The organism is Teichococcus wenyumeiae (assembly GCF_003696345.1).
Classification (GTDB): Bacteria; Pseudomonadota; Alphaproteobacteria; order Acetobacterales; family Acetobacteraceae; genus Pseudoroseomonas; species Pseudoroseomonas wenyumeiae.
Genome location: NZ_RFLX01000001.1, coordinates 557,756 through 581,740, shown reverse-complemented (window position 1 = coordinate 581,740; position 23,985 = coordinate 557,756). Strand labels below are relative to the sequence as shown.

Below are 23,985 nucleotides of genomic sequence, written 5' to 3'. Positions count from 1 at the left end.
CAGATGGGAAACCAGATAGCGGGGTCTGGGGTGACCCTGTCACCCCAGCAGGGGCTCAAAGGGGGCGGCGCCCCCTTGGTCCCGCCTGCTTCACTTAGCCTGCCGGATAGGGCCGGTGCCCGAAGATGGCGGTGCCCACCCGCACATGGGTGGCGCCCTCGGCGATGGCGGCCTCGAAATCCCCGCTCATGCCCATGGATAGGGTTCTGAGGCCGAGTCGCGAGGCCATGGCGGCCATGCGGGTGAAATACGGGCCTGGCGCATCCTCGGCGGGCGGGATGCACATCAGGCCGGCGATCTCCAGCCCATGCTCCTCCCGGCACAGGGCCAGGAAGTCGTCCACGGCCTCGGGCGCGATACCGGCCTTCTGCGGCTCCTGGCCGATATTCACCTGGACCAGCAGGCGCGGGCGGCGCCCTTCCTTGATCATGGCATCGGCCAGGGCGGCGGCGAGGCGGGGACGGTCCAGGCTCTCGATGGTATCGGCCAGCCGCACGGCGTCGCGCGCCTTGTTGGTCTGCAGGGCGCCGATCAGGTGCAGGCGCATGTCGGGATGCGCCGGGCGCAGCGCAGGAAACTTGGCCGCAGCTTCCTGCACCCGGTTCTCGCCGAAGACATGCTGCCCGGCGGCCAGGGCCTCGGCCACCGACTCGGCCGGGTGGGTCTTGGAGACGGCGACCAGCGTCACCTCCTCCGGCCGACGCCCGGCGGCGGCGCAGGCGGCGGCGATGCGGTCCTGGATTCGTTCCAGGGCAGAAGCAATCGGGGTCATGATTCCTGACGGTAAGGGCGCAGCCACCCGTGCTCAAGCGTCTGGAGCGCCCGCCAAGGCCTTGAGACCTGTGGCGATGTTGCACCGGCGCCACAGTGTCTCGCTGATGTCGCGTTGGTGCCTCACGAACCATTGCTCCCCTTCTCTTGGCTGAACCATAGTCCCGCCTGGGCTTCACCCGGTGTCGATCGGCAACGGGCAGGTCTGTCGAGGGGGACAGGCCGAGCCGCGGGAACAGCCGGTACGCACCGGCGCGTGAGGAGGTTATTGGGATGCGCAAGATTCTGCTGGCGACCACCGCGGTGGCTGCTGCCGCACTGTTCGGGCCTGGTGAAGCTGCTGCTCAGCAGGCGCCGACGGTCCGCGTGGGTGGTTACTTCCGCTTCAACTATTCTTTCACCGACCAGGACAACGCCTCCACCGCCACCGTGCGTACGGGCAAGTCCGACTTCGCCTCCGACGCCGAAGTGCATGTGATCGTTGAAGGCAAGGCCGCCAACGGCCTGACCTACGGCTCCACGATCGAGCTGCAGGTGGACTACAACCGCGGCGCCACCTCCAACACCTCCAGCAAGACCCAGCTGGACACCGACGAGATGTACGTCTGGGTGGCTTCGCCCACGATGGGCCAGCTGCGCTTCGGTGACGAGGACGGCGTGGTGCTCGGCGCGATGCTGACCGGTTTCGTGACCAACTTCGGCACGGGCGGCGTCGACGGCGACTGGGGCGACAACGTGATCGGCGCCAACAACCGCCCGACCTACATTGCCGGCGGCTACCTGGCCGACAGCACCAAGGTCATCTACACCTCGCCGCAGTTCTTCGGCTTCGACTTCGGCGCCTCCTTCGCCTTCAACAACGGCGAGGGCGAAGACACCGGCTGCACCACCGACGCCGTGGCGCCGGCCTGCGACCGCGCCAACGCCTATTCCTACAGCCTGACCGGCACCAACGCGCGCTTCCGCAACGAGCGCCAGGCCGCCATCCGCTACCGCGGCAGCTTCGCCGGCGTGGGCCTGCAGGCCAATGCGGGCTACATCGGCGCCGATGCCACCAAGAACATCGACGGCCCCTCCGCCAAGGGCATGGACGCCTTCTCCTTCGGCCTGCAGGGAACCGCCTACGGCTTCCTGGTCGGCGGCAACTACACCTTCGGTGACGGCGCGATTGGCCTCGGCCTGCTGAGCCGCCCGACCCCCGGCGAGCGCCTGGATACCCGTGGCTTCCAGACGGTCTTCCTCGGCGCCTCCTACACCATCGCTGGCCTGACCGTTGGCGCGAACTTCGCCAACACCCGCGGCGCGGGCAACCAGACCATCACCACCAGCGCGCGCAACGACCGCATCTGGTCGGTCGGTGCCAACTACACCCTGGCCCCGGGCCTGCAGCTGGTGGCCGAGTACACCAACCTGAAGCGCCACGAAGACGGCTTCGACTTCGCCACCGGCCGCGTTGGCGCCGCCAACAACACCACCAAGGCCGACGTCGTTCTGGTTGGCACCCGCCTCGCCTTCTGATCCTTCCGGATCACAGGCTGCGGAAAGGCGGCGGGGAAACCCGTCGCCTTTTTCTTTGGGCGGCGCCATGGCTTCTATTTGTGACTTCGGGCCGCCTTGCCGCTTTTGCTCTTGATTGAAAACCGCGCCCCCCTATCGTGCGGCAGCCATGCGCAAGTTCCTCGCCTTCGGGCTGCTCCTCCCCGTCCTCGCCGGCTGCGGCTATGGCCGCCCCGTGGGTAATGACGAATATTACGATGACAGCCGCCGCGCCCGCGTGCAGGGCCGGCTGGGTGGCAGTGATGGTATCCTGCTCCTGGGCACCGACCGCTCCCAACGCGGCAGCGGCGACCAGGATGGGGCCGGGCTGGGCGTGAACGCCTATCTCTGGCGCGCCACGCTGGACACGCTGTCCTTCCTGCCGCTCTCCTCGGCCGACCCCTTCGGCGGCGTCATCATCACCGACTGGTACGCGCCCCCGGCCTCGCCGGATGAGCGCTTCCGCGCCACGGCCTATATCCTGGGCCGCCAGCTCCGCTCCGATGGCGTGCGGGTGACGGTGTTCCGCCAGGTGCGCCAGGGCGGCGGCTGGATCGATGCCCCCGCCTCCGCCAGCACCGCCACCGACCTGGAGAACCAGGTGCTGGCCCGTGCGCGGGAGCTGCGCAGCCTTTCCACCGCCGCGCGCTGACGCCGCGGGGCCCTGAGGGCCCGCGGAAGATGCCTGAAGGGGGAGGGCCAGCCCTGCCGGGCTTGCCCTTCCCATCGCGGCGCCGGGCGCCTATGCCTGTTTTCCGTATTGCCTGAGCAGATCGATCGCCCGTGTCCATGAATGACGCCGTGACCCCTTCCCGTTCTTCCAGCGAGCCTGGCAGCCAGCGTGCCGAGCCGGCGCGCTATGACTTCGCCAAGGCCGAGCCGCGCTGGCAGGAAGCCTGGTCGGCGCAGGGCTGCTTCCGCTCTCCGGATGTCCCGGATGGCACGCGGCCGAAATACTATGTGCTGGAGATGTTCCCCTACCCCTCGGGCAAGATCCACATGGGGCATGTGCGGAACTACACGCTGGGCGACGTGGTGGCGCGCTACAAGCGGGCGCGTGGGCATCAGGTGATGCACCCGATGGGCTGGGATGCCTTCGGCCTGCCGGCCGAGAACGCGGCGCGTGAGCGCGGCGTGCATCCGGCCAAGTGGACCTACCAGAACATCGCCGCCATGCGCGCCGAGTTGCAGCGCATGGGCCTGTCGCTGGAATGGGAGCGTGAATTCGCCACCTGCGACCCCTCCTACTACGGCCAGCAGCAGAAGCTCTTCCTGGAATTCATGAAGGCCGGGCTGGCGGAGCGGAAGGAAAGCTGGGTCAACTGGGACCCGGTGGACAATACCGTGCTGGCCAATGAGCAGGTGATCGACGGGCGCGGCTGGCGCTCCGGCGCGCTGGTGGAGAAGAAGAAGCTCTCCCAGTGGTTCCTTTCCATCACCAAGTTCGCGCCGGAACTGCTTTCTGCCCTCGATGGGCTGGAGCGCTGGCCGGAACGCGTGCGGCTGATGCAGGCCAACTGGATCGGCCGCAGCGAGGGCGCGCGGGTGCGCTTCGACCTCGCCACGCCGGTCGAGGGCATGGAGCAGGTGGAGGTCTTCACCACCCGCCCTGACACCCTCTTCGGCATGAGCTTCCTGGCCGTCGCCGCCGAGCATCCGCTGGCCGCCGCCGCCGCCGCGCGTGACCCGAAGATCGCCGAGTTCATCACCGAGGTTCGTTCCCTCGGCACCTCCGAGGCCGCCATCGAGCAGGCCGAGAAGCGCGGCATGGATACCGGGCTGCGGGTGAAGCATCCCTTCACCGGCGAGACCTTCCCGGTCTGGATCGCCAATTTCGTGCTGATGGAATACGGCACGGGCGCCATCTTTGGCTGCCCTTCCGGCGACCAGCGCGACCTGGACTTCGCCCGCAAATACGACCTGCCGGTGCCGCCGGTCATCCTGCCGCCCGGCGAGGACCCGGCGACCTTCCGCATCGGCAAGACCGCCTATACCGAGGACGGCACCCTCTATAACTCCGACTTCCTGGACGGGCTGAACAGCGCCGCCGCCAAGCGCGCCGCCATCGACGCGCTGGAGGCCAAGGGCGCCGGCCAGGGCGTGGTGAACTGGCGCCTGCGCGACTGGGGCGTCTCCCGCCAGCGCTACTGGGGCTGCCCCATCCCGGTGATCCATTGCGAGGCCTGCGGCGCCGTGCCGGTGCCGGCCGAGCAACTGCCGGTGACGCTGCCGGAAGACGTGGACTTCGCCAAGCCCGGCAACCCGCTGGACAACCACCCGACCTGGAAGCACGTCTCCTGCCCGAATTGCGGCGGCAAGGCGCGGCGCGAGACCGATACCTTCGACACCTTTGTCGACAGTTCCTGGTACTTCGCCCGCTTCACCTCGCCCAAGGCGGAGACGCCGCTGGTGCCGGAGGCCGCCAATGGCTGGCTGCCGGTGGACCAGTATATCGGCGGCATCGAGCACGCGATCCTGCACCTGCTCTATTCCCGCTTCTTCACCCGCGCCCTGAGCGGCATGGGGCACCTGAAGACGCCCGAGCCCTTCGCCGGCCTCTTCACCCAGGGCATGGTGCAGCACGCCTCCTATAGGACCCAGGATGGCCGCTGGCTGTCCCCGGAGGAGGTGGAGGCCACCCCTGATGGGGGCGCAGTGGAAAAGGCCACAGGCCTCGCCGTGACGGTTTCGCGCAACGACAAGATGTCGAAGTCGAAGCGCAACACCATCGACCCCGGCGCCATCATCGACCGCTACGGCGCCGATACCGCCCGCTGGTTCATCCTCTCGGACAACCCGCCGGACCGCGACATGGAATGGACGGAGGCCGGCGTCTCCGGCTCCTCCCGCTTCACGCAGAGGCTCTTCCGGCTGGTCTCCAACAACCTGGCCAGCCTGCCGGCGCCGGAAACCCTGCCCGCCGCCGATGCCGGCCGCGACCTGCGCCGCGCCACCCACCGCACCATTGCGGCCGTGACCGAGGCGCTGGAGACCTTCGCCTTCAACGTCGCCGTCGCCCGCATCCATGAATTCGCCAATGCCATCGAGGCGGCGGCGGAGGCCGATGGCGCCGCGCGGCGCGAGGCGCTGGAAACCGTCACGCGGCTGATCAGCCCGATGATGCCGCATCTGGCCGAGGAACTCTGGTCGCTGCTGCGGCCGGATGAGAAGATGCTGGTGGCGCAGCTGCCCTGGCCGGAATCGGACGCTTCCCTCGCGGCCGCCGATAGTGTCACGCTGGCGGTGCAGGTGCTGGGCAAGCTGCGGGCCACGCTCGCCGTGCCGGTGGGTACGGATGAGGCCACGATCTTCGCCCAGGCCGAAGCCGATGAGAACGTGCAGCGCGCCATCGCCGGGCGCCCGATCAGGAAGCGCATCCATGTCCCGGGACGCATCGTCAACTTCGTTGTCTGACCGCCTGTCCCGGCCGGGCCGCCGGGCCCTGCTGGGCCTCGGCACCGCCGGGCTGCTGGGCCTGTCCGGCTGCGGCTTCCAGCCGCTCTACGGCCGCACCGGCCCGGCGGGCGGCGCCGCGTCGGCGGAACTGAGCGCCATCGAGGTGGCGCTCATCCCGGACCGCGCCGGCCAGCTGATGCGCCGCGCCTTGCAGCAGCGCCTCTGGATCGGCGGGCAGTCCTCGCCCCGCTACACCCTGACAGCCTTCCCCACTTTCGGCATCGAGCAGGAAGGTATCCGTCCCGATGGCCTGCCCACCCGCACGCGCTGGATCGTCACCACCAATTGGTGGCTGACCACCAATGGGGTGCCGCCGCAGCCCGTCGCCAATGGCACGGAGCAGGCGCTGGATGCCTTCGACCTGCCGGACAACCAGTTCTTCGCCGCCGATGCGGCGCGGGAAGCCATGCTGGCGCGGCTGGTGGACCAGATGGCCGAGGATATCGTCACCCGGCTGGCGGTGCGCTTCCGGGGGCAGGACGCCGGCTGACGGTGGCGAAGCTTGATGCACGCCGCCTTCCCGCCTTTCTGAAGGACCCTGGCCCGACCCGCGCCGTGCTGCTGCACGGCGAGGATGCCGGGTTGGTGCGTGAACGCGCCGAGGCGATCCAGCAGGCCGTGATCGGCGGCGATGACCCCTTCCGCCTGGCCGACCTGCCGCGCGAGGCCGCCGCCAAGCCCGGCGCCCTTTCCGCCGAGGTTTCCGCCCTGGCAATGACCGGCGGCCGCCGCCTGGTGCGGGTGCGCGACGCCAGCGATGCCCTGGCGGCCGGCGTGAAGGAAGCCCTGGCGGCCCCTGGCGATGCCCTGCTGCTGTTGGAAGCCGGCGAACTGCCGGCGCGAGCCAAGCTGCGCGCCTTGCTGGAGCCGCACCCCGAGGCCGCCGTGATCGCCTGCTACCGGGAGCGCGGCGCCGATCTTGCCAATACCATCGCCACCCTGCTGCGTGAGCAGGGTGTCACCGCCGAACCCTCTGCCCTGGAATGGCTCGCCGGCCGCATGGGCGAGGACCGCATGATGCTGCGCCGGGAGATCGAGAAGCTCGCCCTCTATGCCGGCGAAGGCGGCCGGCTGGGCGAGGAGGATGTGCTGGCCTGCATCGGCGATGGCTCCACCCTGGACCTGGACGAGGCGCTGATTGCCGCCACGGCCGGCGAGGTGGCAGTGGCCGACCGTGCCCTGGACGCTGCCCTGGCGGAAGGCGCGCACCCGGTGATGGTGGTGCGCGCGGCGCTGCGCCATGTGCAGCGGCTGCATCTGGCCGCCCTGGCGGTGTCGCAGGGCGCCAGCCCGGGCACGGCACTGGACGGGCTGCGGCCGCCGGTCTTCTTCCGCCACAAGCCGGGCTTCGAGCGGGCGCTGCGCTGCTGGTCGGCCGCTGCATTGGCGCAGGCGGGCGAGATGCTGCTGGAAGCGGAGAAGCGCACCAAGTCCAGTTCCGCCGCGCGGCCGATCCCGGACCAGGCCATTGCCCGGGCGGCCATCATGACGCTGGCTCGGCAGGCGCTGGCGGCGCGGCGGCGCGGATAGGCAGCAAGGCTGGGGAATGAATTCCCCAGGCCCCTTCTTCTTTTTTCGAGTTTCTGCTGCCGGGGGCGGTTGGCCCGGCCCGCTTCAGCCCGGCGTCAGCAGCCGGATCACCGCATCGAGCTGATCGAGATCCTTGTAGCCGATGGTGATCTGCCCGCCCCGCCCGCCATGGCGGACCGTGACCTTCAGGCCCAGCTTGGCCGTCAGGTCGCGCTCCAGGGCGCGGGTATCGGCATCCTCGGCCTTGGCAGGGCGCTGGCGCTCGGCGGAAGCCGCCAGGGCCTCGGTCTGCCGCACATTCAGCCCACGCGTCACCACCTGCTCGGCCAGCTTCACCGGGTCGGGAGAGGTCAGCAAGGCGCGGGCATGGCCGGCGGAAAGGCTGCCGCGGCCCAGCATCTCCCGCACCTTGTCCGGCAGGCCCAGCAGGCGCAGCGTATTGGCCACATGGCTGCGGCTCTTGCCCACGGCGCGGCCCAGATGCTCCTGGGTCAGGCCATATTCATCTGTCAGGCGGCGGTAGCCCTGGGCTTCCTCCAGCGCGTTCAGATCCTCGCGCTGCAGGTTCTCCACCAGGGATGCCGCCATGGCGGCACGGTCGTCCAACTCATGGACGACCACCGGCACCTCATGCTTCTGCGCCAGCTGCGAGGCGCGCCAGCGGCGCTCTCCGCCAATGATCTGGTAGCTGCCCGGGGCGCCGGGCTTGGGGCGCACCAGGATCGGCTGCAGCACGCCATGCTCGCGGATGGAAGCCGCCAGCTCCGCCAGCCCGGATTGGTCGATGGGGCCGCGCGGCTGGAAGGGGCCGGGTTCCAGCGCCTCCACCGGCAGGGTGCGGGGGGCGCCGCCGGTGGGTGCCGCCGGCTGGTCGCCCAGCAGGGCAGAAAGGCCCATGCCGAGCCGGGAGGGTTTGCGTCCGCTCATGCCTGCTGCGCTCCGGCGGCTTTGGCGGCGGCGCGCTCACGCCGCAGCAGCTCGGCGGCCAGCTTGATGTAAGCCTGCGCACCGGTGGATTTCATGTCGTAGAGCAGCACCGGGAGGCCGTGCGACGGTGCCTCGCTGACTCGGATGTTGCGCGGGATCACCGTCTCGAACACCTTGTCGCGGAAGAAGGCGCGGACATCGTTCGCCACCAGTTCTGACAGGTTGTTGCGGCGGTCGAACATGGTCAGCACGATGCCATCCAGGCTGATCGTCGGGTTCAGCACGCGCTTCACCCGCTCGATCGTACGGGTGATCTGCGAAACGCCTTCCAGCGCGAAGAACTCGGTCTGCAGCGGGATCATGACCGACTGCACGGCCACCAGCGCATTCAGCGTCAGTAGGCCCAGAGAGGGCGGGCAGTCGATCAGGATGAAGTCGAACTTCGCCAGCGTCTCCGCCGCCGCATCCAGCGCCTGCCGCAGCCGGCGCTCGCGGTTCTCCATGCCCACCAGTTCGATCTCGGCGCCGGCCAGATCGTTATCCGCCGGCAAAAGGAACAGGTTAGGAACTTTGGTGGGCAGCATCAACTCCGCCAGTGGGCGCTCGCCCACCAGCAGGGCGTAGCTGCCATCGCCCCGGCCAGCACGCGGCAGGCCGAGCCCGGTGGAGGCATTGCCCTGTGGGTCGAGGTCGATGACCAGCACGCGCTTGCGCGTGGCCAGGGCGGTGGCCAGGTTGATGGCGGTGGTGGTCTTGCCCACCCCGCCCTTCTGGTTGGCGAGAGCGATACGGCGTGGTGTGCGGTCAGGCCCCGGCACGGCGAATCCTGGAAAGGCGGAAAATGGAGGCGTCGGCGTCGGTGCTGCTCTTGAACCGCTCGGCGGACATTGTCCAGCCCGGGGCGGCGGCTTGCATCTCCTCCAGGGCGGTGCGGCCCTTGGGGAAGATGGCGACGCCATCCGGTGCCAGCAGGCGCTCGGCCCAGGGCAGCATCTTCTCGAGCGACGCCAGCGCGCGGGCGGTCAGCACGGCGAGCGGCGGCAATGTCACGGCCTCGATACGGTCGATATGTACCTGAACATGGCGCAGCCCCAGGTCGGCGGCGGCCGTTTGCAGGAAGGCGGCCTTGCGGCGGTCGGATTCCACCAGGTGCACCGGCCGTTCCAGCGCCATGGCCAGCACCAGGCCGGGAAAGCCGCCACCGCTACCGAGGTCGCCCAAGGGCCCCTCTCCCGGCGGTACCAGCGGCAGCAGTTGCAGCGAATCCGCCACATGGCGCTGCCGCACCACGGCCTCCGTCATGGGGCCGATCAGGTTGATGCGGGCGTTCCAGCGCAGCAGCAGCGGCACGAAGGCCTCGATACGGGCTTCCGTTTCACGTGAAACGACAGCAGGGGGCAGGGCTTCCATCAGGTCCTGTTTCACGTGGAACGTTCCGCCTTTCTCAGATGCACGGCCAGCGCGGCCAGTGCCGCCGGCGTCACCCCGGCCACACGCCCGGCGCCACCAAGGGTGGCCGGGCGGGCGGCGGCAAGGCGCTGCCGCATTTCGTTGGAGAGGCCCGGCACGGCGGAGAAATCGAGCCCGGCCGGAATGGCCGCCCGCTCTTCCCGCTCGATCAGCCGCAGCTCCGCCGCCTGGCGCTGGAGGTAAGGGGCATAGAGCGCCTCCGCCTCCAACTGCGTCCGCACGCCGCGCGGCAGCTCCGCCAGCCAGGGGAAGACACGGTCCAGTGCCGTGGCATCCAGTTCCGGCAGCGCCAGCACCTCCAGCAGGGAGCGCCAGCGGCCATCCTGGTTGATGGCGATGCCGGCCGCCTGCAGGCCAGCCGGGGTGCCGCCCTCGGCGCGGGCGCGGGCCAGGGCATCGGCCACCTCGCCAGCGAAGCGGCGGTGCTTCGCCGCCCGCTCCGGCCCGACGCAGCCCCAGGCGATGCCGGTCTCCGTCAGCCGCAGCCCGGCATTGTCGGCGCGCAGCGCCAGCCGGTGCTCGGCCCGGGCGGTCAGCATCCGATAGGGCTCGCTGACACCCTGCAAGGTCAGGTCGTCCACCATGACGCCGAGATAGGCCTCGGTGCGCGACAGGCTGCGCGGCTTGCCGCCGCCCGCCAGGGCTGCCGCGTTCACCCCCGCCAGCAGGCCCTGCGCGCCGGCTTCCTCATAGCCCGTGGTGCCATTGACCTGCCCGGCCAGGAACAGCCCCGGCACCTCCCGCACCTCCAGCGTTGCCGCCAGGGCGCGCGGGTCCACATGGTCGTATTCGATGGCATAGCCCGGCCGCAGGATGACAGCCTTTTCCAGCCCGGGAATGGAGGCGATGAAGGCGCGCTGCACATCCTCCGGCAGGCTGGTGGAGATGCCGTTGGGGTAGATGGTGGGGTCGTCCAGCCCCTCCGGCTCCAGGAAGATCTGGTGCCGCTCCCGCTCCGCGAAGCGCACCACCTTGTCCTCGATCGAGGGGCAGTAGCGCGGCCCCACCCCCTGGATCTGCCCGGAATGGATCGGCGCCCGGTGCAGGTTGGCGCGGATCAGCGCATGGCCTTCCGGCGTGGTGGAGGTGATGCCGCATTGCACCTGCGGGTTGGTGATGCGCTCGGTCAGCCAGGAGAGCGGCTCCGGTGCCTCGTCCCCCGGCTGCATCTCCAGGCTGGCCCAGTCGATGGTCCGGCCATCCAGGCGCGGCGGCGTGCCGGTCTTCAGCCGGCGCATCGGCAGCCCCAGGGCCTCGATGGCCAGGGCCAGCCCGACCGAGGGCGCATCCCCCACCCGCCCCGCCGGAATGCGCGTCTCGCCAATATGGATCTCGCCGCGCAGGAAGGTGCCGGTGGTGATGACCAGGGCGCCGCAGGCGATGCGTGCGCCATCGGCCGTCAGCACGGCGCGGATGCGCCCGGCGGCATCCCGCTCGATCCCTTCCGCCGCCACGGCGCGGATGGTCAGGTTGGCCTGTTCCGCCAGCAGCGCCTGCACCGCCTGCCGGTAGAGCTTGCGGTCCGCCTGGGCGCGCGGCCCGCGCACCGCCGGACCCTTGCTGCGGTTCAGCAGCTTGAAGTGGATGCCGGCGGCATCGGCGGCGCGGCCCATCAGCCCGTCCAGCGCATCGATCTCGCGCACCAGATGCCCCTTGCCCACGCCGCCGATGGCGGGGTTGCAGGACATCTCGCCCAGCGTTTCCAGCTTGTGGGTCAGCAGCAGGGTGCGGGCGCCGCAGCGGGCCGCCGCGGCGGCGGCCTCGGTGCCGGCATGGCCGCCGCCCACCACCACCACATCGAATGTCATGTCGCGCATGGCAGGGATATACCGCCCCCGCGTCATTTTCCGATGCAGAAATCCCCGAATACCACGTCCAGCACATCCTCGACGCCGACGCGCCCGGTCAGCCGCCCCAGCGACCGCACCGCTGCGCGCAGCGCCTCGGAGGCCAGTTCCGGCAGCGGCGCCGCCACCGCCTCGTCCAGCCAGGCGGCGGCCTCGGTCAGCGCCGCGCGGTGGCGGGGGCGCGTCAGCCCCGCTTCCGCCGAAAGCCCGGCCCGGGCGGTGGCCGCCGCCGCCAGCGCTTCCCGCAGGGCATCCAGCCCCTCCCCGCTGCGGGCCGAGACCGCCAGCGGCGCCACGCCGCCGATCTCCGCCGGGGCCGGCGCCAGGTCGGCCTTGTTGGCCACCACCACCGTGCCCGGCGCCGCCATGGCCAGGGTGCCGGCATCCGGCGGCACATCGGCGGCAAAGACCGCGATCACCAGGTCCGCTTCCTCCGCCCGCCGCCGCGCCCGCCGCACGCCCTCGGCCTCGATCTCGTCCGCCGTCTCCCGCAGCCCGGCGGTATCGGCCAGCAGCACCGGCACGCCGCCCAGTTCCAGCCGCACCTCCACCACGTCCCGTGTGGTGCCAGCGGTGGCGGAGACAATGGCGGCCTCCCGCCCCGCCAGGGCATTCAGCAGCGAGCTTTTGCCGGCATTGGGCGCGCCCAGGATGGCGGCCCAGAGCCCTTCCCGCAGCCGCTCGCCCCGCCCGCCGTCGTCCAGATGCCGGCGGATCTCGGCGGCCAGGGCGGCGGCGGCGGCGCGCATCTCGTCTTCCAGGCTGTTGGGCAGCCCGTCCTCGGCGAATTCGATGGCGGCTTCCTGGTGGGCCAGCAGCCGGGTCAGGCGCGTGGCCCAGCCGGCATAGCGCTCCGCCAGCGCGCCCCCGGCCTGCCGCAGTGCCTGCCGCCGCTGCGCGGCGGTCTCGGCATCGATCAGGTCGGCGATGCCTTCCGCCGCCGTCAGGTCCAGCCGGTTGTTCAGGAAGGCGCGGCGGGTGAATTCCCCCGGCTCCGCCGGGCGGGCGCCGCAATCCAGCAGGGCGGCGCTGACGCCTTCCAGCACCGCGCGGCCGCCATGCAGGTGCAGTTCCGCCGAATCCTCACCCGTGTAGCTGCGTGGGCCGGGGAACCAGAGCACCAGCGCCTCGTCCAGCACCTCGCCGCTGGCGGGGGCGCGGAGGCGGCGCAGGCTGGCCATGCGGGGCTGGGGCAATGGCCCGGCCAGCCGTTGCAGCACCGTGCCGCAGCCGGCGCCGGACAGCCGCAGCACCGCGATGGCGGCCCGGCCGGCGCCGGAAGCCAGGGCGAAGATGGTATCGGTCATGCTGCTCCGTTCGCGTGGAAGCCCAGGGCCGTGGCGGCGGGAGGCCGCGCCGCCCCCTCCCCGCGCGGCCGGGCTGGATGGCGCGGGATGTGGGCCGCTCCGGCGCCACTGGCAACCGGCGGCGGCGGCCTGCCTAGTCCTTGGGCGGCTTGGGGGGCGGCACGTCCCGCTCGGTCAGCATCAGCCGCCGCGCGCGGCCGCCGCGCACCAGATGCGCCGTCAGGATCTCATCCACATCATCCCGCGTCTCGGCGCGGTACCAGATGCCTTCTGGATAGATCACGATGGTGGGGCCGAATTCGCAGCGGTCCAGGCAGCCGGCGGTGTTCACCCGCACGCCCTTCAGGCCAAGCTCCTTGGCGCGGGCCTTCATGTAGTCCTTCAGCGCCTCGCTGCCCCGCGCGGCGCAGGAGCCGCGCCGGTGCCCCTCGGGCCGACGGTTGCAGCAGACAAAGACATGCGCCTGGAACCAGGGTGGCGGATCGGCTTCGGGCGGAGGCTCGATATCGGCCATGCGGCATTCTCCTTGGCAAGGCACGGAGAGTAGCACCGCCCGCCTCCTCATGCTGCCGGCGGAAACGCGAAGGGCCGCCCGGTGATCCCGGGCGGCCCTCCTGAAGCAAGTCGGGCTGGTGAGCCCGGCTGAGATCAGTAGCCGGTCGAGCTGTTGCCGGTGGCGCGGTCCAGCGCACGGCCGGCGGCGGTGCCGGGCGGGTTGTTGCGCGTGCCGTCGGACTGGGACGGATAGGCGCCGGAGGTGTTGGTGCCGGCGGCGCGGTCCAGCGCGCGGGTGGTCTCGGTGCCGGGCGGGTTGGCCCTCGTGCCATCGGACTGGGACGGATAGGCGCCGGAGGTATTGGTGCCGGCGGCGCGATCCGCGGCGCGGGTGGCGGAGTTGTTGGTGTTGTCGCAGGCCGCGAGGCCCAGCATCAGGGCAGAGGCGGCAATGGTCGACAGGATCGCACGCTGGCGCATAGTGAGAACTCCCTAACGGTCATGGTCCGCTTCGATGCGGCCGTGCTTCCGACAACGCTGCCACCCGGCCTGGGTTCCACGCTCCTGGAAAAAATGCAGCGCTTACGCAGCGGAAACCCGGTGCCGGGCGTGGCGTTGCTAGGCCGCAACAGCTCAGCATGCGCCGTGCAACAGCGGCGGGCGCAGCCGGGGCCAAGAATTTTTCCCAGTTCACGACTGCAAGAACCGCCGAGGAGTTTCTTCATGACGATCCATCGCCGCACCCTTCTGGGTGCCACCCTGGGTGCGACGCTCGCCGCCCCTGCCGTGCTGCGCGCGCAGGTCCCATCCATGAGCGACATCGCCAATACCCTGGCCGGCGTGCCGCAGTTCTCCCGCTTCCTGGAGCTGGCGCAGCGGGGCGGCGAGCTGGTGCGGCTGCGCGGCACGCAGGACCTGACGCTCTTCGTGCCGGTGAATGCCGCTATCGACCGCCACCCGGCCCTGATCCAGGACCTGCTGGGCACCGAATCCGGCAATCAGGCCGGCGCCGCCGACCAGTTCCGGCTGGGCGCGCTGCTGACCCACCACATGGTGGCCGGCGTCAGCACCACCCAGAGCCTGACCGGCACGGTGCGCGACGTGCCCTCCATCAACGGCGGCCTGTTGCGGCTGGATGGCCGCAGCACGCCCCCGACGGTCGCGGTGGTGAAGGCTTCCGGCGGCGCCGGCAGCAATTTCGGCACCGGCGCCGGCGGGCAGAACCTGCAGCCGCCGGCCCGGATCATCATGCCGGACTTGATGGCCAGCAACGGCGTCGTGCACGGCATCGACAACATGCTGTTGCCCTGATCCCGGCCCGGCCTGCCCGCATGGGCAGGCCACCACCGGCCGGCCTTTGGCCGTGCCGTCATCACCACTGTGTCAGCCGGCCGCCTGTGTCATCGCGCCCATCCCGGTGCGATGCCGCACCTGCGAAGCGGCTGGCTAGCCCTGCGCGGCTGCCGGGATCATGATGGACCTCTCATTTCTGTAAGAAGTCTGAGGTCCATGGACGACGCCCGCGCGCCTGATACCCGAACTGCCCGCATTACCGCCGAAGAGGCGTTGGCCCTGCATGCCGAGGGCAAGCCCGGCAAGCTGGAGATCCGGCTCACCAAGCCGCTGACCACTGCCCGCGATCTCAGCCTCGCCTATTCCCCCGGCGTCGCCGAACCCTGCCTGCACATCCACCGCGACCCGTCCCTGGCCTATGACTACACGGCCAAGGGCAACATGGTCGCCGTCATCTCCAACGGCACGGCCGTGCTGGGCCTGGGCAACCTGGGCGCACTCGCGGGCAAGCCGGTGATGGAAGGCAAGGCGGCGCTGTTCAAGCGCTTCGCCGATGTCGATTCCATCGACCTCTGCATCGACACCGAGGATGTCGACGCCTTCATCAATTCCGTCCGCTACCTCGGCCCTTCCTTCGGCGGCATCAACCTGGAGGACATCAAGGCGCCGGAATGCTTCGTCATCGAGCAGCGCCTGCGCGAGCTGATGGACATCCCGGTCTTCCACGATGACCAGCATGGCACCGCCATCGTCGCCGCCGCCGGGCTGATCAATGCCTGCCACCTGACGGGGCGGGAGCTGAAGGACACCAAGCTCGTCATCAACGGTGCCGGCTCCGCCGCCATCGCCTGCGCCGAGTTGGTGAAGGCCATGGGCATGCGGCCCGAGAACATCCTGATGTGCGACACCAAGGGCGTGCTCTACCGCGGCCGCACCGAGGGCATGAACCAGTGGAAGTCGGCCCATGCCGTCTCCACCGACCGCCGCACGCTGTCTCAGGCGCTGGAAGGCGCCGATGCCTTCTTCGGCCTCTCCGTGAAGGGCGCGGTCACGCCCGACATGGTGCGTTCCATGGCCAAGAACCCCATCATCTTCGCCATGGCCAACCCGGACCCCGAGATCACGCCGGACGAGGCCCGCGCCGTGCGCCCCGACGTGATCGTGGCCACCGGTCGCTCGGACTACCCCAACCAGGTCAACAACGTCCTGGGCTTCCCCTTCATCTTCCGCGGCGCGCTGGATGTGCGCGCCAGCACGATCAACGAGGCCATGAAGATCGCCGCCGCCGAGGCGCTGGCGATGCTGGCGCGGGAGGATGTGCCGGAGGAAGTGGCGGGCGCCGGCGGCGGTTCCGGCCTGCGCTTCGGCTCCGACTACATCATCCCGCATGCCTTCGACCCGCGCCTGATCTCCCGCGTCTCTCCCGCCGTGGCCAAGGCGGCGATGGACAGCGGCGTGGCGCGCAAGCCGATCCCGGACATGCAGCGCTATGTGCGCGGCCTGGCGGGGCGGCTGGATGCCGGCATGGTGGCGCTGGAAGCGGTGACGGAGCGCGTGCGCGCCAATCCGCAGAAGGTGGTCTTCGCCGAGGGCGAGGAAGAGAAGGTCATCCGCGCCGCCATCGCCTTCCGCAACGCCGGCTACGGCACCCCGGTGCTGGTGGGGCGTGAGGAGCGGGTGCGCGAGACCGTGGCCGCGCTGGGCATCCCGCTGCCCGAAGGCATCGAGATCCACAATGCCCGCCTCTCCCACAGCAACCTGCGCTATGCCGAATGGCTCTATGCGCGGCAGCAGCGCAATGGGCTGCTGTTCCGTGACTGCCAGCGGCTGGTGAACCAGGACCGCAATGTCTTTGCCGCCTGCATGGTGGCGCTGGGCGATGCGGATGCCATGGTCAGCGGCGTCACCCGTTCCTTCAGCGTGACGCTGGAAGGCGTGACGCGCGCGGTGGACACCATTCCTGGCCGGGCGCTCTTCGGCCTGACGGTGATGTTGAGCCGCACCGCCGGCACCACGCTGATCGCCGATACCGCCATCCATGAGCGGCCGGATGCCGAAACCCTGGCGCAGATCGCCAAGGGTGCCGCCGCCGCCGCGCGCCGGATGGGGCTGGAGCCGCGTGTGGCCTTCCTGTCCTTCTCCAATTTCGGCGCCCCCGGCGGCACCATCGTCAGCCCGGTGCGGGAGGCGGTGAAGCTGCTGGACAGCCGTGAGGTGGACTTCGAATACGACGGCGAGATGGGTGCCGATGTGGCGCTGGACCCGCAGTTGCGCGCCCTCTACCCCTTCTGCCGCCTCAGCGGCCCGGCCAATGTGCTGGTGATGCCGGGGCTGCATGCCGCCCATATCCTGTCCAAGGCAGTGCCGCGCCTGACCAGCGCCACCACCTTGGGCCCGATCCTGGTGGGGCTGGAGCATCCGGTGCAGATCGCCAACACAGGCGCCAGCGTCAACCAGATCCTGGACATGGCCTGCTTCGCCGCACATGGCGCGGTGATGAAGGACTGAGCTCGCCGGCCGTGTGATCGCCAGCGCGAATACCGGCCATCGCCCTGCGCAATTGGCGGGGCGGTGGCAGCAGCGCGATAGAGGCCTGGAAAGGGCAACCTGCGCCCAGGATATCCAGAAAAATCGTTATGATGCTGGGGGCAAGGCGCCTCCGGGCGGCATCAGGCCGGGAAAATCGCTTCCCGGCCTTTTCCGTGCCTCACCATGCAGGGCTGCCTGGGTAGACAAGGCCATGCAACCAAAGCATAAATTTCATCATGCCATGTTTACGATGCATGATCATCGTTGGAACGAATACCTGGAATTTGCATGACTGATTGGGAAGTACCGCTTCGAACGCATAGATATCGAAGCAACAGAGGCGATGAGCCTCTCCCAGTCGAAAAGGTCTACATCATGTTCCGTTCCGCCATTCTGTCCGCCGCCCTCCTGATGACCGGCCTCGCCGGTGCCGCCCAGGCGCAGGAGCTGCAGGTCATCAACCAGGGTGAGCAATTCGAAGTGCATTACCCCGCCGGCTACACCGGCAACATCGTGGGCGGCGGCGCTGTGCGCGTGGCCGGCCAGGGCGAGAGCCAGCAGATCGCCCATATCGACAGCCGCTTCGTCGAGCGTTCGGCCGGCATCCCGGTCTTTGTCGGCGGCAGCGAGGGCAACGTGGCCTATCTGTCGATGGACCAGGCGCAGCAGGTCCTGGCCTATCGCTAAGGCCTCAAACTAACGGCGGCCTCGGCCGCTTCGTTCCGCAAGGGCCGGCCTTCCATCAGGGGGCCGGCCCTTGCGTTATGCGGCGGGCGTGTCCCGCAGCAGGCAGAACATCAGCTCGTGCTTGTTATGGGCACCGTGGAAGACCTGCGCGCCGGGAATGGCGGCGAAGGCTGCGGCGGTGTCGTGGTCGGTCTCCCCCTGGAACTTCAGGGTGCAGACGAAATTGCGGGCGCGGCCCGCATCCATCCAGCGCTGCACCAGCCCCAGCAGCCGGGCCGGGTAGCAGATGATGTCGCTGAACAGCCAATCCACCGCCGGCTGCTTCTCCGGCTCCAGCCCGAAGGCGCTTTCGGTGCGGATGATGACATTGGGCAGCGCGGCCACGCCAGGGTCCATCTGCGCCTTGTCCACCGCCACCACCTCGCAGCCCAGTTGCGCCAGCGCCCAGGTCCAGCCACCGGGCGCGGCGCCGAGATCCAGCACCGTCTCCCCCGGGCCGGGCCAGCGGCCGATGCGCGTCAGCGCCTCCCACAGCTTCAGATAGGCGCGGGAGGGTGGGCCCTCGCGGTCCTCCTCGAAGCGCACGGCACCGTTCAGGAAGGGGCTGGTCTTGGTCGGGCTGGCCAGCATCCGGTCCGGCGCCAGCAGCGTCCAGCCACCCAGGTGGCCGGTGGGGGCCGGTTCCGGGAAATGCAGCGGCCGCGCCTTCACCGGCGGCAGCGCCGCCTCGATCAATGCGGCGCGGCGGTGGAAGGCGGCGGCATAGAGCGACCAGTTGCGCTGGATGCCACGCAGCGCCGTGGCGGCGGATTTGATGGAGGCCACCGGCATCTCGCGCGGGTCGGTCCAGGTATCCAGCGCCCAGGCGGCGGGCACCGGCGGTGCCTCGGACAGCGCCAGCAGCCCGTGCCAGGCAGCGATGCCGACGCCGGCGCGGCGCAGTTCCTCTTCCAGTTCCCGCTCAAAACCCTCGGCGGCGAGATAGGCGCTGCGCGGCGTCATGCGCGGCGCCCCGCCGCCAGGGCCAGCAACAGCCAGGCCAGCATCAACAGGGTTCCCCCGAAAGGCGCCACGCTGCCCAGCGAGCCGCCGGTCAGCGTCCGCCACCACACCGCGCCGCAGAAGCAGAGCGCGCCGAGAACAAAGCCGCCGCCGGCCAGATGCACCAGCCAGCCGCGCCGCCGTTCCGCCAGCAGCCCGGTGGCCAGCAGGGCGAGCGCGTGCCAGCCCTGCATGGTCAGGGCGCTGGAGGCCAGTGCCGCCTGCGCCGGGTCCAGCCCATGCGCCGCCCAGGCGGAAAGCCCCACCGCCACGCCGCCCGAAAGCGCGCCCAGCACCAGCCACAGGCGGTCCATCACGCGGCCTCCCGCAGCGGCAGGCGGATGGCGGGGCGCGTGGCCTCGTCCGGCATCCAGCCGCCTTCCACCCGGCGGAACAGCGGGGTGGCGAAGGCGGCGGCCACCGGCACGTCCTGCGGCCATTCCACGCGCCAGCGGTCCCCCTGCGCCATGGCGACGCAGAGCCCGACCGGCCGCACCCCCGCCTTGCCCAGCAGCGCCAGCCCGGCATGGGCGGAGGAGCCGGTGCTGATCACGTCATCCACCAGCAGCACGCGGCGGCCTTGCAGGCGGGGCAGCAGGCGCGGGTCCAGCCACATCCGCCGCGCATCCGGCGCGGTGGAAGAGGAGGTCGGCACCGAGAGCGCCTCCTCGTACCATTTCTTGCGCGAATAGCCGGGGGCGACCCAGTTGGAATGGCCCAGCGCCTCGGCCACCGGCGCGCCGAAGACATGGCCCAGCGTCGGCAGGCCCACCACCACCTCGGCCCCGAGGTCCCGCGCGGCCTCCGCCATCCAGGCGCAGATCGGCCGCAGCACGCTGAAGGAAGCCTGGTTGGCGATGAAGCCGGTCACCGCCACGGCGCCGTAGTCGCGCAGCGGCAGGTGCAGCCAGCGCCCGTCCGGCATGGCGGCCGGGGCGGCCGCCGTGAAGGGCGGCGGCAGCGGCGCGGCCTCGTAGCGCTGCCAGAACTCGGGGGCCTGTTCCATGCGGCGCGGATGGCACAGCGCGCGGCAAGATGCCAGTGCTCTATGCCTGCGGTGGCGGCTGGCGGGGCCCGAAGCGGCCTTCCTCGGCCTTGTTGATGTATTGCGAGCAGACCAGCCAGCCCTTGAAGGGCCGCAGCAGCAGCATGGAGGAGATAATCAGCAGCGGGAAGGTGGTCAGCAGATGCACCCAGAAGGGCGGCTCGTAGCCCAGTTCCAGCCAGATGGCGAAGATGGTGACCGGCACGGCCACGATGGACATCACGAAGAAGGCCGGGCCGTCTGCCGGGTCGGCGAAGGACATGTCGAGGCCGCAGTGGTCGCAGCGCTTCGCCAGCTTCAGGAAGCCCGCGAAGATATGCCCCTTGCCGCAGCGCGGGCAGAGACCGCGGATGCCCAGGGACATGGGGGTCTCACCCGGTGGCAGCCGGTGTTCGGGCGTCTCGGCCATGGTCGGTATCCTCCGCTTCCGCAATGTGGCGGATGTGGAATGCCTTGGCCCCGCCAGAGGTCACGCACCAGACCTCCAGCCCCGGCAAAGATAAATTTCCTGCAACCTGCCCGATGACCTCGCGTTGGCGCGAGGAGTGGTTGCGGGGGTTTTCGGGTGCATCGGGAGTTTTGCAGGCGGGGAGCATGGCTGCTGCCACTGGCGCTGGCCGCCTGCGATGGCCCGCAATCGGCGCTGGACCCGGCGGGGCATGAGGCGGAAGCGGTTTCCCAGCTCTTCTGGTGGATGGCCGGCGCCAGCCTGGTGCTCTGGGTGCTGGTGGTGGGCCTGTCCTTTTATGCCAGTCGGCGGCGTGAGCAGCCCTGGCCCGCGCGGCGGGCGGCGCGGCTGATCCTGGTCTGCGGCGCGCTGCTGCCGACGCTGCTGCTGGCGGCGCTGCTGGTCTTCGGCCTGCGGCTGATGCCCGTGCTGCGCGCCCCGGGCGATGGACTGCGGGTGGAGGTGGAGGGCCAGCAGTTCTGGTGGCGCGTGCGCTACGTGCTGCCCGACGGCCGCCGCTTCGAGACGGCCAACGAGGTCCGCCTGCCGGTAGGAAGCCGCACCGAATTCCTGCTGACGGCGCAGGACGTAATCCATTCCTTCTGGATTCCGTCCCTGGGCGGCAAGATGGACATGATCCCCGGCACCACCAACCGCCTGGTGCTGGAGCCGACGCAGACCGGCCGCTTCCGCGGCGCCTGCGCCGAGTTCTGCGGCGCATCCCATGCCCTGATGGCCATGTCGGTCGAGGTGATGGAGCCCGAGGCCTTCACCGCCTGGGTGGAGCGCGAGGCCGGCGCGGCCGCGGCCAGCACCGATGAAGGCGCGGCGCTCTTCCTCGCGCGCGGCTGCGGCGCCTGCCACACCGTGCGCGGCACGGCGGCGGCCGGGCGCGTCGGGCCGGACCTGACGCATCTGGGCGCGCGGCCCACCATCGCCGCCGGCATCCTGCCCAACAGCCCCGAGAATATCGACCGCTTCATCCGCGAGACGCAGGCCATCAAGCCCGCCGCGCGCATGCCGTCCTTCGGCATGCTGCCGCCGGCCGAGAGCGCCGCCATCGCCACCTGGCTGGGATCGCTGCGATGAGCGAGCAACTGCGCGAGCAACAGGAAGAACGGCTCAACCGCGTCTGGGCCTCCCCGCCCGGCTGGCGCTACTGGTCGGCGGTGAACAATACCGAGGTGGGGCGCTGGTACACGCTGACCGCCTTCGGCTTCTTTCTCTTCGCCGGCGCCCTGGCGCTGCTGGTGCGGGCGCAGCTGGCGGTGCCGGACAACACGCTGATCCCGGCGCCGCTCTACAACCAGCTCTTCACCCTGCACGGCACGGCGATGATGTTTCTCTTCGCCGTGCCGATCTTCGAGGCGGTGGCCATTCTGCTGCTGCCCACCATGCTGGCGGCGCGCGACCTACCCTTCCCGCGCCTTTCGGCCTTCGGCTACTGGTGCTTCCTGATCGGCGGCGTTTTTGTGTGTGGCTCGATCTTCTTCAATGCCGCGCCGGACGGCGGCTGGTTCATGTACCCGCCGCTGACCACCGACCCGAAGCTTTCCGGCATCGGCGCCGATATCTGGCTGCTCGGCCTCTCCTTCATCGAGGTCGCCTCCATCGCCGCCGCGGTGGAGCTGATCGTCGGCGTGCTGAAGTGCCGCCCGCCCGGCATGCGCATCAACACCATCCCGCTCTACTGCTGGTACGTGCTGATCGTGGGCGGGATGATCCTCTTCGCCTTCCCGCCGCTGATCGCCGGCGACATCCTCTTCGAGCTGGAGCGGATGGCGGACTGGCCCTTCTTCGACCCCGCGCGCGGCGGCGACCCGCTGCTCTGGCAGCACCTCTTCTGGATCTTCGGCCACCCCGAGGTCTACATCATCTTCCTGCCCTCCATCGCCCTGATGGCGATGCTGGTGCCGACCTTCGCCCGCCGGAAGATCATCGGCTATTCCTGGATCGTGCTGGCCGCCGTGGGCACCGGCTTCCTGAGCTTCGGGCTCTGGGTGCACCACATGTTCACCACGGGGCTGCCGGCCATCTCGCTGGGCTTCTTCTCGGCGGCCTCCGAGGCGGTGGCCATCCCGACCGGCGTGCAGATCTTTGTCTTCATCGCCACCATGCTGGCGGGGCGCGTGGTCTTCACGGTGCCGATGCTCTTCGCCGCCGGATCGCTCGCCATCTTCGTCATCGGCGGGCTGACGGGCGTGATGGTCGCCATCGCGCCCTTCGACTGGCAGGCGCATGACAGCTACTTCGTGGTGGCGCACCTGCACTACGTGCTGATCGGCGGCATGCTGCTGCCGCTGCTGGCCGGGGCCTATTACTACGTGCCGCTGGTGACGGGGAGGAAGCTCTCCGACCGCCTCGGCAAATGGGTCTTCTGGCTCATGTTCGCCGGCTTCAACATCGGCTTCATGCCGATGCACTTCACCGGGCTGCGCGGCATGCCCCGCCGCGTCTTCACCTATCCCACCGGCATCGGCTGGGACTGGCTGAACCTCGTCTCCACCCTTGGCGCCTTCATCTTCGCCGCCGGCGTGCTGCTGTTTGCCTGGGACCTGCTCTGGGGCTTCCGCAGGCGGGAGCAGGCGCCGCGCAACCTGTGGAACGCGGGGACGCTGGAATGGCTGAACGCCCTGCCCGGCCCGACCTATGGCGTGCGCAGCGTGCCCGAGGTCGCCTCCCGCTATCCGCTCTGGGACCAGCCGGACCTGCCGCGCGAGGTGGACGAAGGCCGCTGGTACCTGCCCGATGCCGAGGAAGGCCAGCGGGAGACCATGGTCACCTCCGTGCTGGACAGCCACCCCATCCAGTGCCTGCGGGTGCCCGGCAACAGCTTCATGCCGATGATCTGCGCCATCCTGATCGGCGGCAGCTTCATCGCCACCACCTACCACCTCTACTGGACCGCGCTGGGCTTCGGCATCGCCGGCATGTTCGGCATCATGACCTGGCTGTGGCGCGGCACCGCCATGATCCCGGAGAAGGAGGAGAAGATGGTGGGGCGCGGCCTCACCCTGTCGCTCTATGTCTCCGGCACCCAGTCGGTCGGCTGGTGGGCCATGTTCATCACCATGTTCGGCGACATGACGGCCTTCGCCAGCCTGGTCTTCAGCTATTTCTACTACTGGACCATCCACGAGGTCTTCCCGCCCCTGGCGCCGGATGGCGCGCCGATGGGCCCCGGCCTGCTCTGGCCGGCCGTGGCCTTCGGGCTGCTGGCCCTGGCCTGGGGCGCCATGCTCTGGGCCCGGGCGCGCAACACCGCCGGCAGCGCGACGGGGCTGCGCCTCGGCCTCGGCATCGGCGTCCTGGCGGCGCTGGGCAGTGCCGCGGCCATGCTTTGGGCCCCCTGGCAGGCCGGGCTGGCGCCCACCACCCATGTCTATCCCGCCGCCGTCTGGGTGCTGCTGATCTGGGCGGCGCTGCATCTGGCGCTCGGCGTGGTGATGCAAGGCTACTGCATGGCGCGCTCCTTCGCCGGCAAGCTGACCACGCGCTGGGACATCGATATCCACAACGTGGTGCTCTACTGGCACTTCGCCGCCATCACCGGTGCGGTCACCCTGGCCGTCACCGCCCTCTTCCCCCTGCTGGCCTGAGGGA

22 protein-coding genes are annotated in these 23,985 nt (G+C 70.1%); 10 read left to right on the top strand and 12 right to left on the bottom strand.

The window, feature by feature from the left end; translation table 11 throughout:
- Window positions 1-94 precede the first annotated feature (94 nt).
- Entirely contained in the window at window positions 95-772 is a 678-nt protein-coding gene (locus EBE87_RS02650) for a YggS family pyridoxal phosphate-dependent enzyme (protein WP_120640011.1), read from the bottom strand.
- Window positions 773-1,044: 272 nt separating this feature from the next.
- Between EBE87_RS02650 and EBE87_RS02645 the strand changes: the two genes are divergently transcribed.
- The 5 genes from EBE87_RS02645 (at window position 1,045) to holA (ending at window position 7,293) form a co-directional block, all read left to right on the top strand.
- Window positions 1,045-2,289 (top strand): porin, encoded by a 1,245-nt coding sequence (locus EBE87_RS02645; protein WP_120640010.1) that lies wholly within the window; start codon window positions 1,045-1,047, stop codon window positions 2,287-2,289.
- Window positions 2,290-2,437: 148 nt separating this feature from the next.
- The gene (locus tag EBE87_RS02640) at window positions 2,438-2,959 is read left to right on the top strand and encodes a DUF3576 domain-containing protein (RefSeq protein ID WP_120640009.1); all 522 of its coding nucleotides are present in this window, start codon (window positions 2,438-2,440) and stop codon (window positions 2,957-2,959) included.
- Window positions 2,960-3,096: 137 nt separating this feature from the next.
- Window positions 3,097-5,721: a leucine--tRNA ligase gene (leuS, locus tag EBE87_RS02635; RefSeq protein WP_120640008.1), complete on the top strand. Its 2,625-nt coding sequence runs from the start codon at window positions 3,097-3,099 to the stop codon at window positions 5,719-5,721.
- Window positions 5,687-6,253 (top strand): LPS assembly lipoprotein LptE, encoded by a 567-nt coding sequence (gene lptE / locus EBE87_RS02630; protein ID WP_158600989.1) that lies wholly within the window; start codon window positions 5,687-5,689, stop codon window positions 6,251-6,253. The genes leuS and lptE overlap by 35 nt, the downstream gene beginning before the upstream one ends.
- Window positions 6,254-6,255: 2 nt before the next feature.
- Window positions 6,256-7,293, top strand: coding sequence for a DNA polymerase III subunit delta (holA, locus tag EBE87_RS02625; protein ID WP_120640006.1), 1,038 nt, complete (start codon window positions 6,256-6,258; stop codon window positions 7,291-7,293).
- An 84-nt stretch (window positions 7,294-7,377) separates the two neighbouring features.
- Here holA and EBE87_RS02620 read toward each other — a convergent pair whose 3' ends face one another.
- The 7 genes from EBE87_RS02620 to EBE87_RS02590 form a co-directional block, all read right to left on the bottom strand.
- On the bottom strand, window positions 7,378-8,220 hold the full coding sequence (locus EBE87_RS02620) for a ParB/RepB/Spo0J family partition protein (RefSeq protein WP_120640005.1): 843 nt from the start codon (window positions 8,218-8,220) through the stop codon (window positions 7,378-7,380).
- Window positions 8,217-9,038, bottom strand: a complete 822-nt coding sequence (locus EBE87_RS02615; RefSeq protein WP_120640004.1) for a ParA family protein — start codon at window positions 9,036-9,038, stop codon at window positions 8,217-8,219. Before EBE87_RS02615 ends, EBE87_RS02620 begins: the two co-directional genes overlap by 4 nt.
- Window positions 9,025-9,645 (bottom strand): 16S rRNA (guanine(527)-N(7))-methyltransferase RsmG, encoded by a 621-nt coding sequence (rsmG, locus tag EBE87_RS02610; protein WP_408887693.1) that lies wholly within the window; start codon window positions 9,643-9,645, stop codon window positions 9,025-9,027. Before rsmG ends, EBE87_RS02615 begins: the two co-directional genes overlap by 14 nt.
- A complete protein-coding gene (gene mnmG, locus EBE87_RS02605; RefSeq protein WP_120640003.1) occupies window positions 9,642-11,507 on the bottom strand; it encodes a tRNA uridine-5-carboxymethylaminomethyl(34) synthesis enzyme MnmG in 1,866 nt (621 codons plus the stop codon). Before mnmG ends, rsmG begins: the two co-directional genes overlap by 4 nt.
- Window positions 11,508-11,530: 23 nt before the next feature.
- Window positions 11,531-12,844 carry a tRNA uridine-5-carboxymethylaminomethyl(34) synthesis GTPase MnmE gene (gene mnmE / locus EBE87_RS02600; protein WP_122139859.1) on the bottom strand — a complete coding sequence of 438 codons (1,314 nt, stop codon included), beginning with the start codon at window positions 12,842-12,844 and terminating at the stop codon, window positions 11,531-11,533.
- A 133-nt stretch (window positions 12,845-12,977) separates the two neighbouring features.
- Window positions 12,978-13,358, bottom strand: coding sequence for a (2Fe-2S) ferredoxin domain-containing protein (locus EBE87_RS02595; RefSeq protein ID WP_120640514.1), 381 nt, complete (start codon window positions 13,356-13,358; stop codon window positions 12,978-12,980).
- A 134-nt stretch (window positions 13,359-13,492) separates the two neighbouring features.
- Window positions 13,493-13,819, bottom strand: a complete 327-nt coding sequence (locus tag EBE87_RS02590) for a hypothetical protein (RefSeq protein WP_120640515.1) — start codon at window positions 13,817-13,819, stop codon at window positions 13,493-13,495.
- Between the two features lie 243 nt (window positions 13,820-14,062).
- Between EBE87_RS02590 and EBE87_RS02585 the strand changes: the two genes are divergently transcribed.
- The 3 genes from EBE87_RS02585 (at window position 14,063) to EBE87_RS02575 (ending at window position 17,848) form a co-directional block, all read left to right on the top strand.
- The gene (locus EBE87_RS02585) at window positions 14,063-14,650 is read left to right on the top strand and encodes a fasciclin domain-containing protein (protein ID WP_158601033.1); all 588 of its coding nucleotides are present in this window, start codon (window positions 14,063-14,065) and stop codon (window positions 14,648-14,650) included.
- A 198-nt stretch (window positions 14,651-14,848) separates the two neighbouring features.
- Window positions 14,849-17,140 carry an NADP-dependent malic enzyme gene (locus EBE87_RS02580; protein ID WP_120640517.1) on the top strand — a complete coding sequence of 764 codons (2,292 nt, stop codon included), beginning with the start codon at window positions 14,849-14,851 and terminating at the stop codon, window positions 17,138-17,140.
- Between the two features lie 396 nt (window positions 17,141-17,536).
- Window positions 17,537-17,848, top strand: a complete 312-nt coding sequence (locus EBE87_RS02575; protein ID WP_120640518.1) for a hypothetical protein — start codon at window positions 17,537-17,539, stop codon at window positions 17,846-17,848.
- A gap of 75 nt (window positions 17,849-17,923) precedes the next feature.
- Here the strand turns inward: EBE87_RS02575 and EBE87_RS02570 are convergent, their stop codons facing one another.
- From EBE87_RS02570 to EBE87_RS02555, 4 genes are read right to left on the bottom strand one after another with little or no spacing between them, the layout of a single operon-like run.
- On the bottom strand, window positions 17,924-18,850 hold the full coding sequence (locus tag EBE87_RS02570) for an SAM-dependent methyltransferase (RefSeq protein ID WP_120640519.1): 927 nt from the start codon (window positions 18,848-18,850) through the stop codon (window positions 17,924-17,926).
- Window positions 18,847-19,203 carry a DUF423 domain-containing protein gene (locus EBE87_RS02565; RefSeq protein WP_120640520.1) on the bottom strand — a complete coding sequence of 119 codons (357 nt, stop codon included), beginning with the start codon at window positions 19,201-19,203 and terminating at the stop codon, window positions 18,847-18,849. The genes EBE87_RS02570 and EBE87_RS02565 overlap by 4 nt, the downstream gene beginning before the upstream one ends.
- On the bottom strand, window positions 19,203-19,895 hold the full coding sequence (locus EBE87_RS02560; RefSeq protein ID WP_120640521.1) for a phosphoribosyltransferase: 693 nt from the start codon (window positions 19,893-19,895) through the stop codon (window positions 19,203-19,205). The genes EBE87_RS02565 and EBE87_RS02560 overlap by 1 nt, the downstream gene beginning before the upstream one ends.
- 40 nt (window positions 19,896-19,935) lie before the next feature.
- A complete protein-coding gene (locus EBE87_RS02555) occupies window positions 19,936-20,343 on the bottom strand; it encodes a DUF983 domain-containing protein (RefSeq protein ID WP_120640522.1) in 408 nt (135 codons plus the stop codon).
- A 156-nt stretch (window positions 20,344-20,499) separates the two neighbouring features.
- Here EBE87_RS02555 and coxB point away from each other — a divergent pair, with 156 nt between their 5' ends.
- Together coxB and ctaD are read left to right on the top strand one after the other, a co-directional pair.
- Window positions 20,500-21,471: a cytochrome c oxidase subunit II gene (gene coxB / locus EBE87_RS02550; RefSeq protein ID WP_233560015.1), complete on the top strand. Its 972-nt coding sequence runs from the start codon at window positions 20,500-20,502 to the stop codon at window positions 21,469-21,471.
- Window positions 21,468-23,981, top strand: coding sequence for a cytochrome c oxidase subunit I (gene ctaD / locus EBE87_RS02545; protein WP_120638298.1), 2,514 nt, complete (start codon window positions 21,468-21,470; stop codon window positions 23,979-23,981). Before coxB ends, ctaD begins: the two co-directional genes overlap by 4 nt.
- Window positions 23,982-23,985: the final 4 nt, after the last annotated feature.

Bases quoted from the DNA above. Each gene is read 5' to 3' on its own strand.
- EBE87_RS02650 (WP_120640011.1), bottom strand. From the start codon at position 772: ATGACCCCGATTGCTTCTGCCCTGGAACGAATCCAGGACCGCATCGCC.
- EBE87_RS02645 (WP_120640010.1), top strand. From the start codon at position 1,045: ATGCGCAAGATTCTGCTGGCGACCACCGCGGTGGCTGCTGCCGCACTG.
- EBE87_RS02640 (WP_120640009.1), top strand. From the start codon at position 2,438: ATGCGCAAGTTCCTCGCCTTCGGGCTGCTCCTCCCCGTCCTCGCCGGC.
- leuS (WP_120640008.1), top strand. From the start codon at position 3,097: ATGAATGACGCCGTGACCCCTTCCCGTTCTTCCAGCGAGCCTGGCAGC.
- lptE (WP_158600989.1), top strand. From the start codon at position 5,687: ATGTCCCGGGACGCATCGTCAACTTCGTTGTCTGACCGCCTGTCCCGG.
- EBE87_RS02620 (WP_120640005.1), bottom strand. From the start codon at position 8,220: ATGAGCGGACGCAAACCCTCCCGGCTCGGCATGGGCCTTTCTGCCCTG.
- mnmG (WP_120640003.1), bottom strand. From the start codon at position 11,507: ATGCGCGACATGACATTCGATGTGGTGGTGGTGGGCGGCGGCCATGCC.
- mnmE (WP_122139859.1), bottom strand. From the start codon at position 12,844: ATGACCGATACCATCTTCGCCCTGGCTTCCGGCGCCGGCCGGGCCGCC.
- EBE87_RS02595 (WP_120640514.1), bottom strand. From the start codon at position 13,358: ATGGCCGATATCGAGCCTCCGCCCGAAGCCGATCCGCCACCCTGGTTC.
- EBE87_RS02590 (WP_120640515.1), bottom strand. From the start codon at position 13,819: ATGCGCCAGCGTGCGATCCTGTCGACCATTGCCGCCTCTGCCCTGATG.
- EBE87_RS02585 (WP_158601033.1), top strand. From the start codon at position 14,063: ATGACGATCCATCGCCGCACCCTTCTGGGTGCCACCCTGGGTGCGACG.
- EBE87_RS02580 (WP_120640517.1), top strand. From the start codon at position 14,849: ATGGACGACGCCCGCGCGCCTGATACCCGAACTGCCCGCATTACCGCC.
- EBE87_RS02575 (WP_120640518.1), top strand. From the start codon at position 17,537: ATGTTCCGTTCCGCCATTCTGTCCGCCGCCCTCCTGATGACCGGCCTC.
- EBE87_RS02570 (WP_120640519.1), bottom strand. From the start codon at position 18,850: ATGACGCCGCGCAGCGCCTATCTCGCCGCCGAGGGTTTTGAGCGGGAA.
- EBE87_RS02565 (WP_120640520.1), bottom strand. From the start codon at position 19,203: ATGGACCGCCTGTGGCTGGTGCTGGGCGCGCTTTCGGGCGGCGTGGCG.
- EBE87_RS02560 (WP_120640521.1), bottom strand. From the start codon at position 19,895: ATGGAACAGGCCCCCGAGTTCTGGCAGCGCTACGAGGCCGCGCCGCTG.
- EBE87_RS02555 (WP_120640522.1), bottom strand. From the start codon at position 20,343: ATGGCCGAGACGCCCGAACACCGGCTGCCACCGGGTGAGACCCCCATG.
- ctaD (WP_120638298.1), top strand. From the start codon at position 21,468: ATGAGCGAGCAACTGCGCGAGCAACAGGAAGAACGGCTCAACCGCGTC.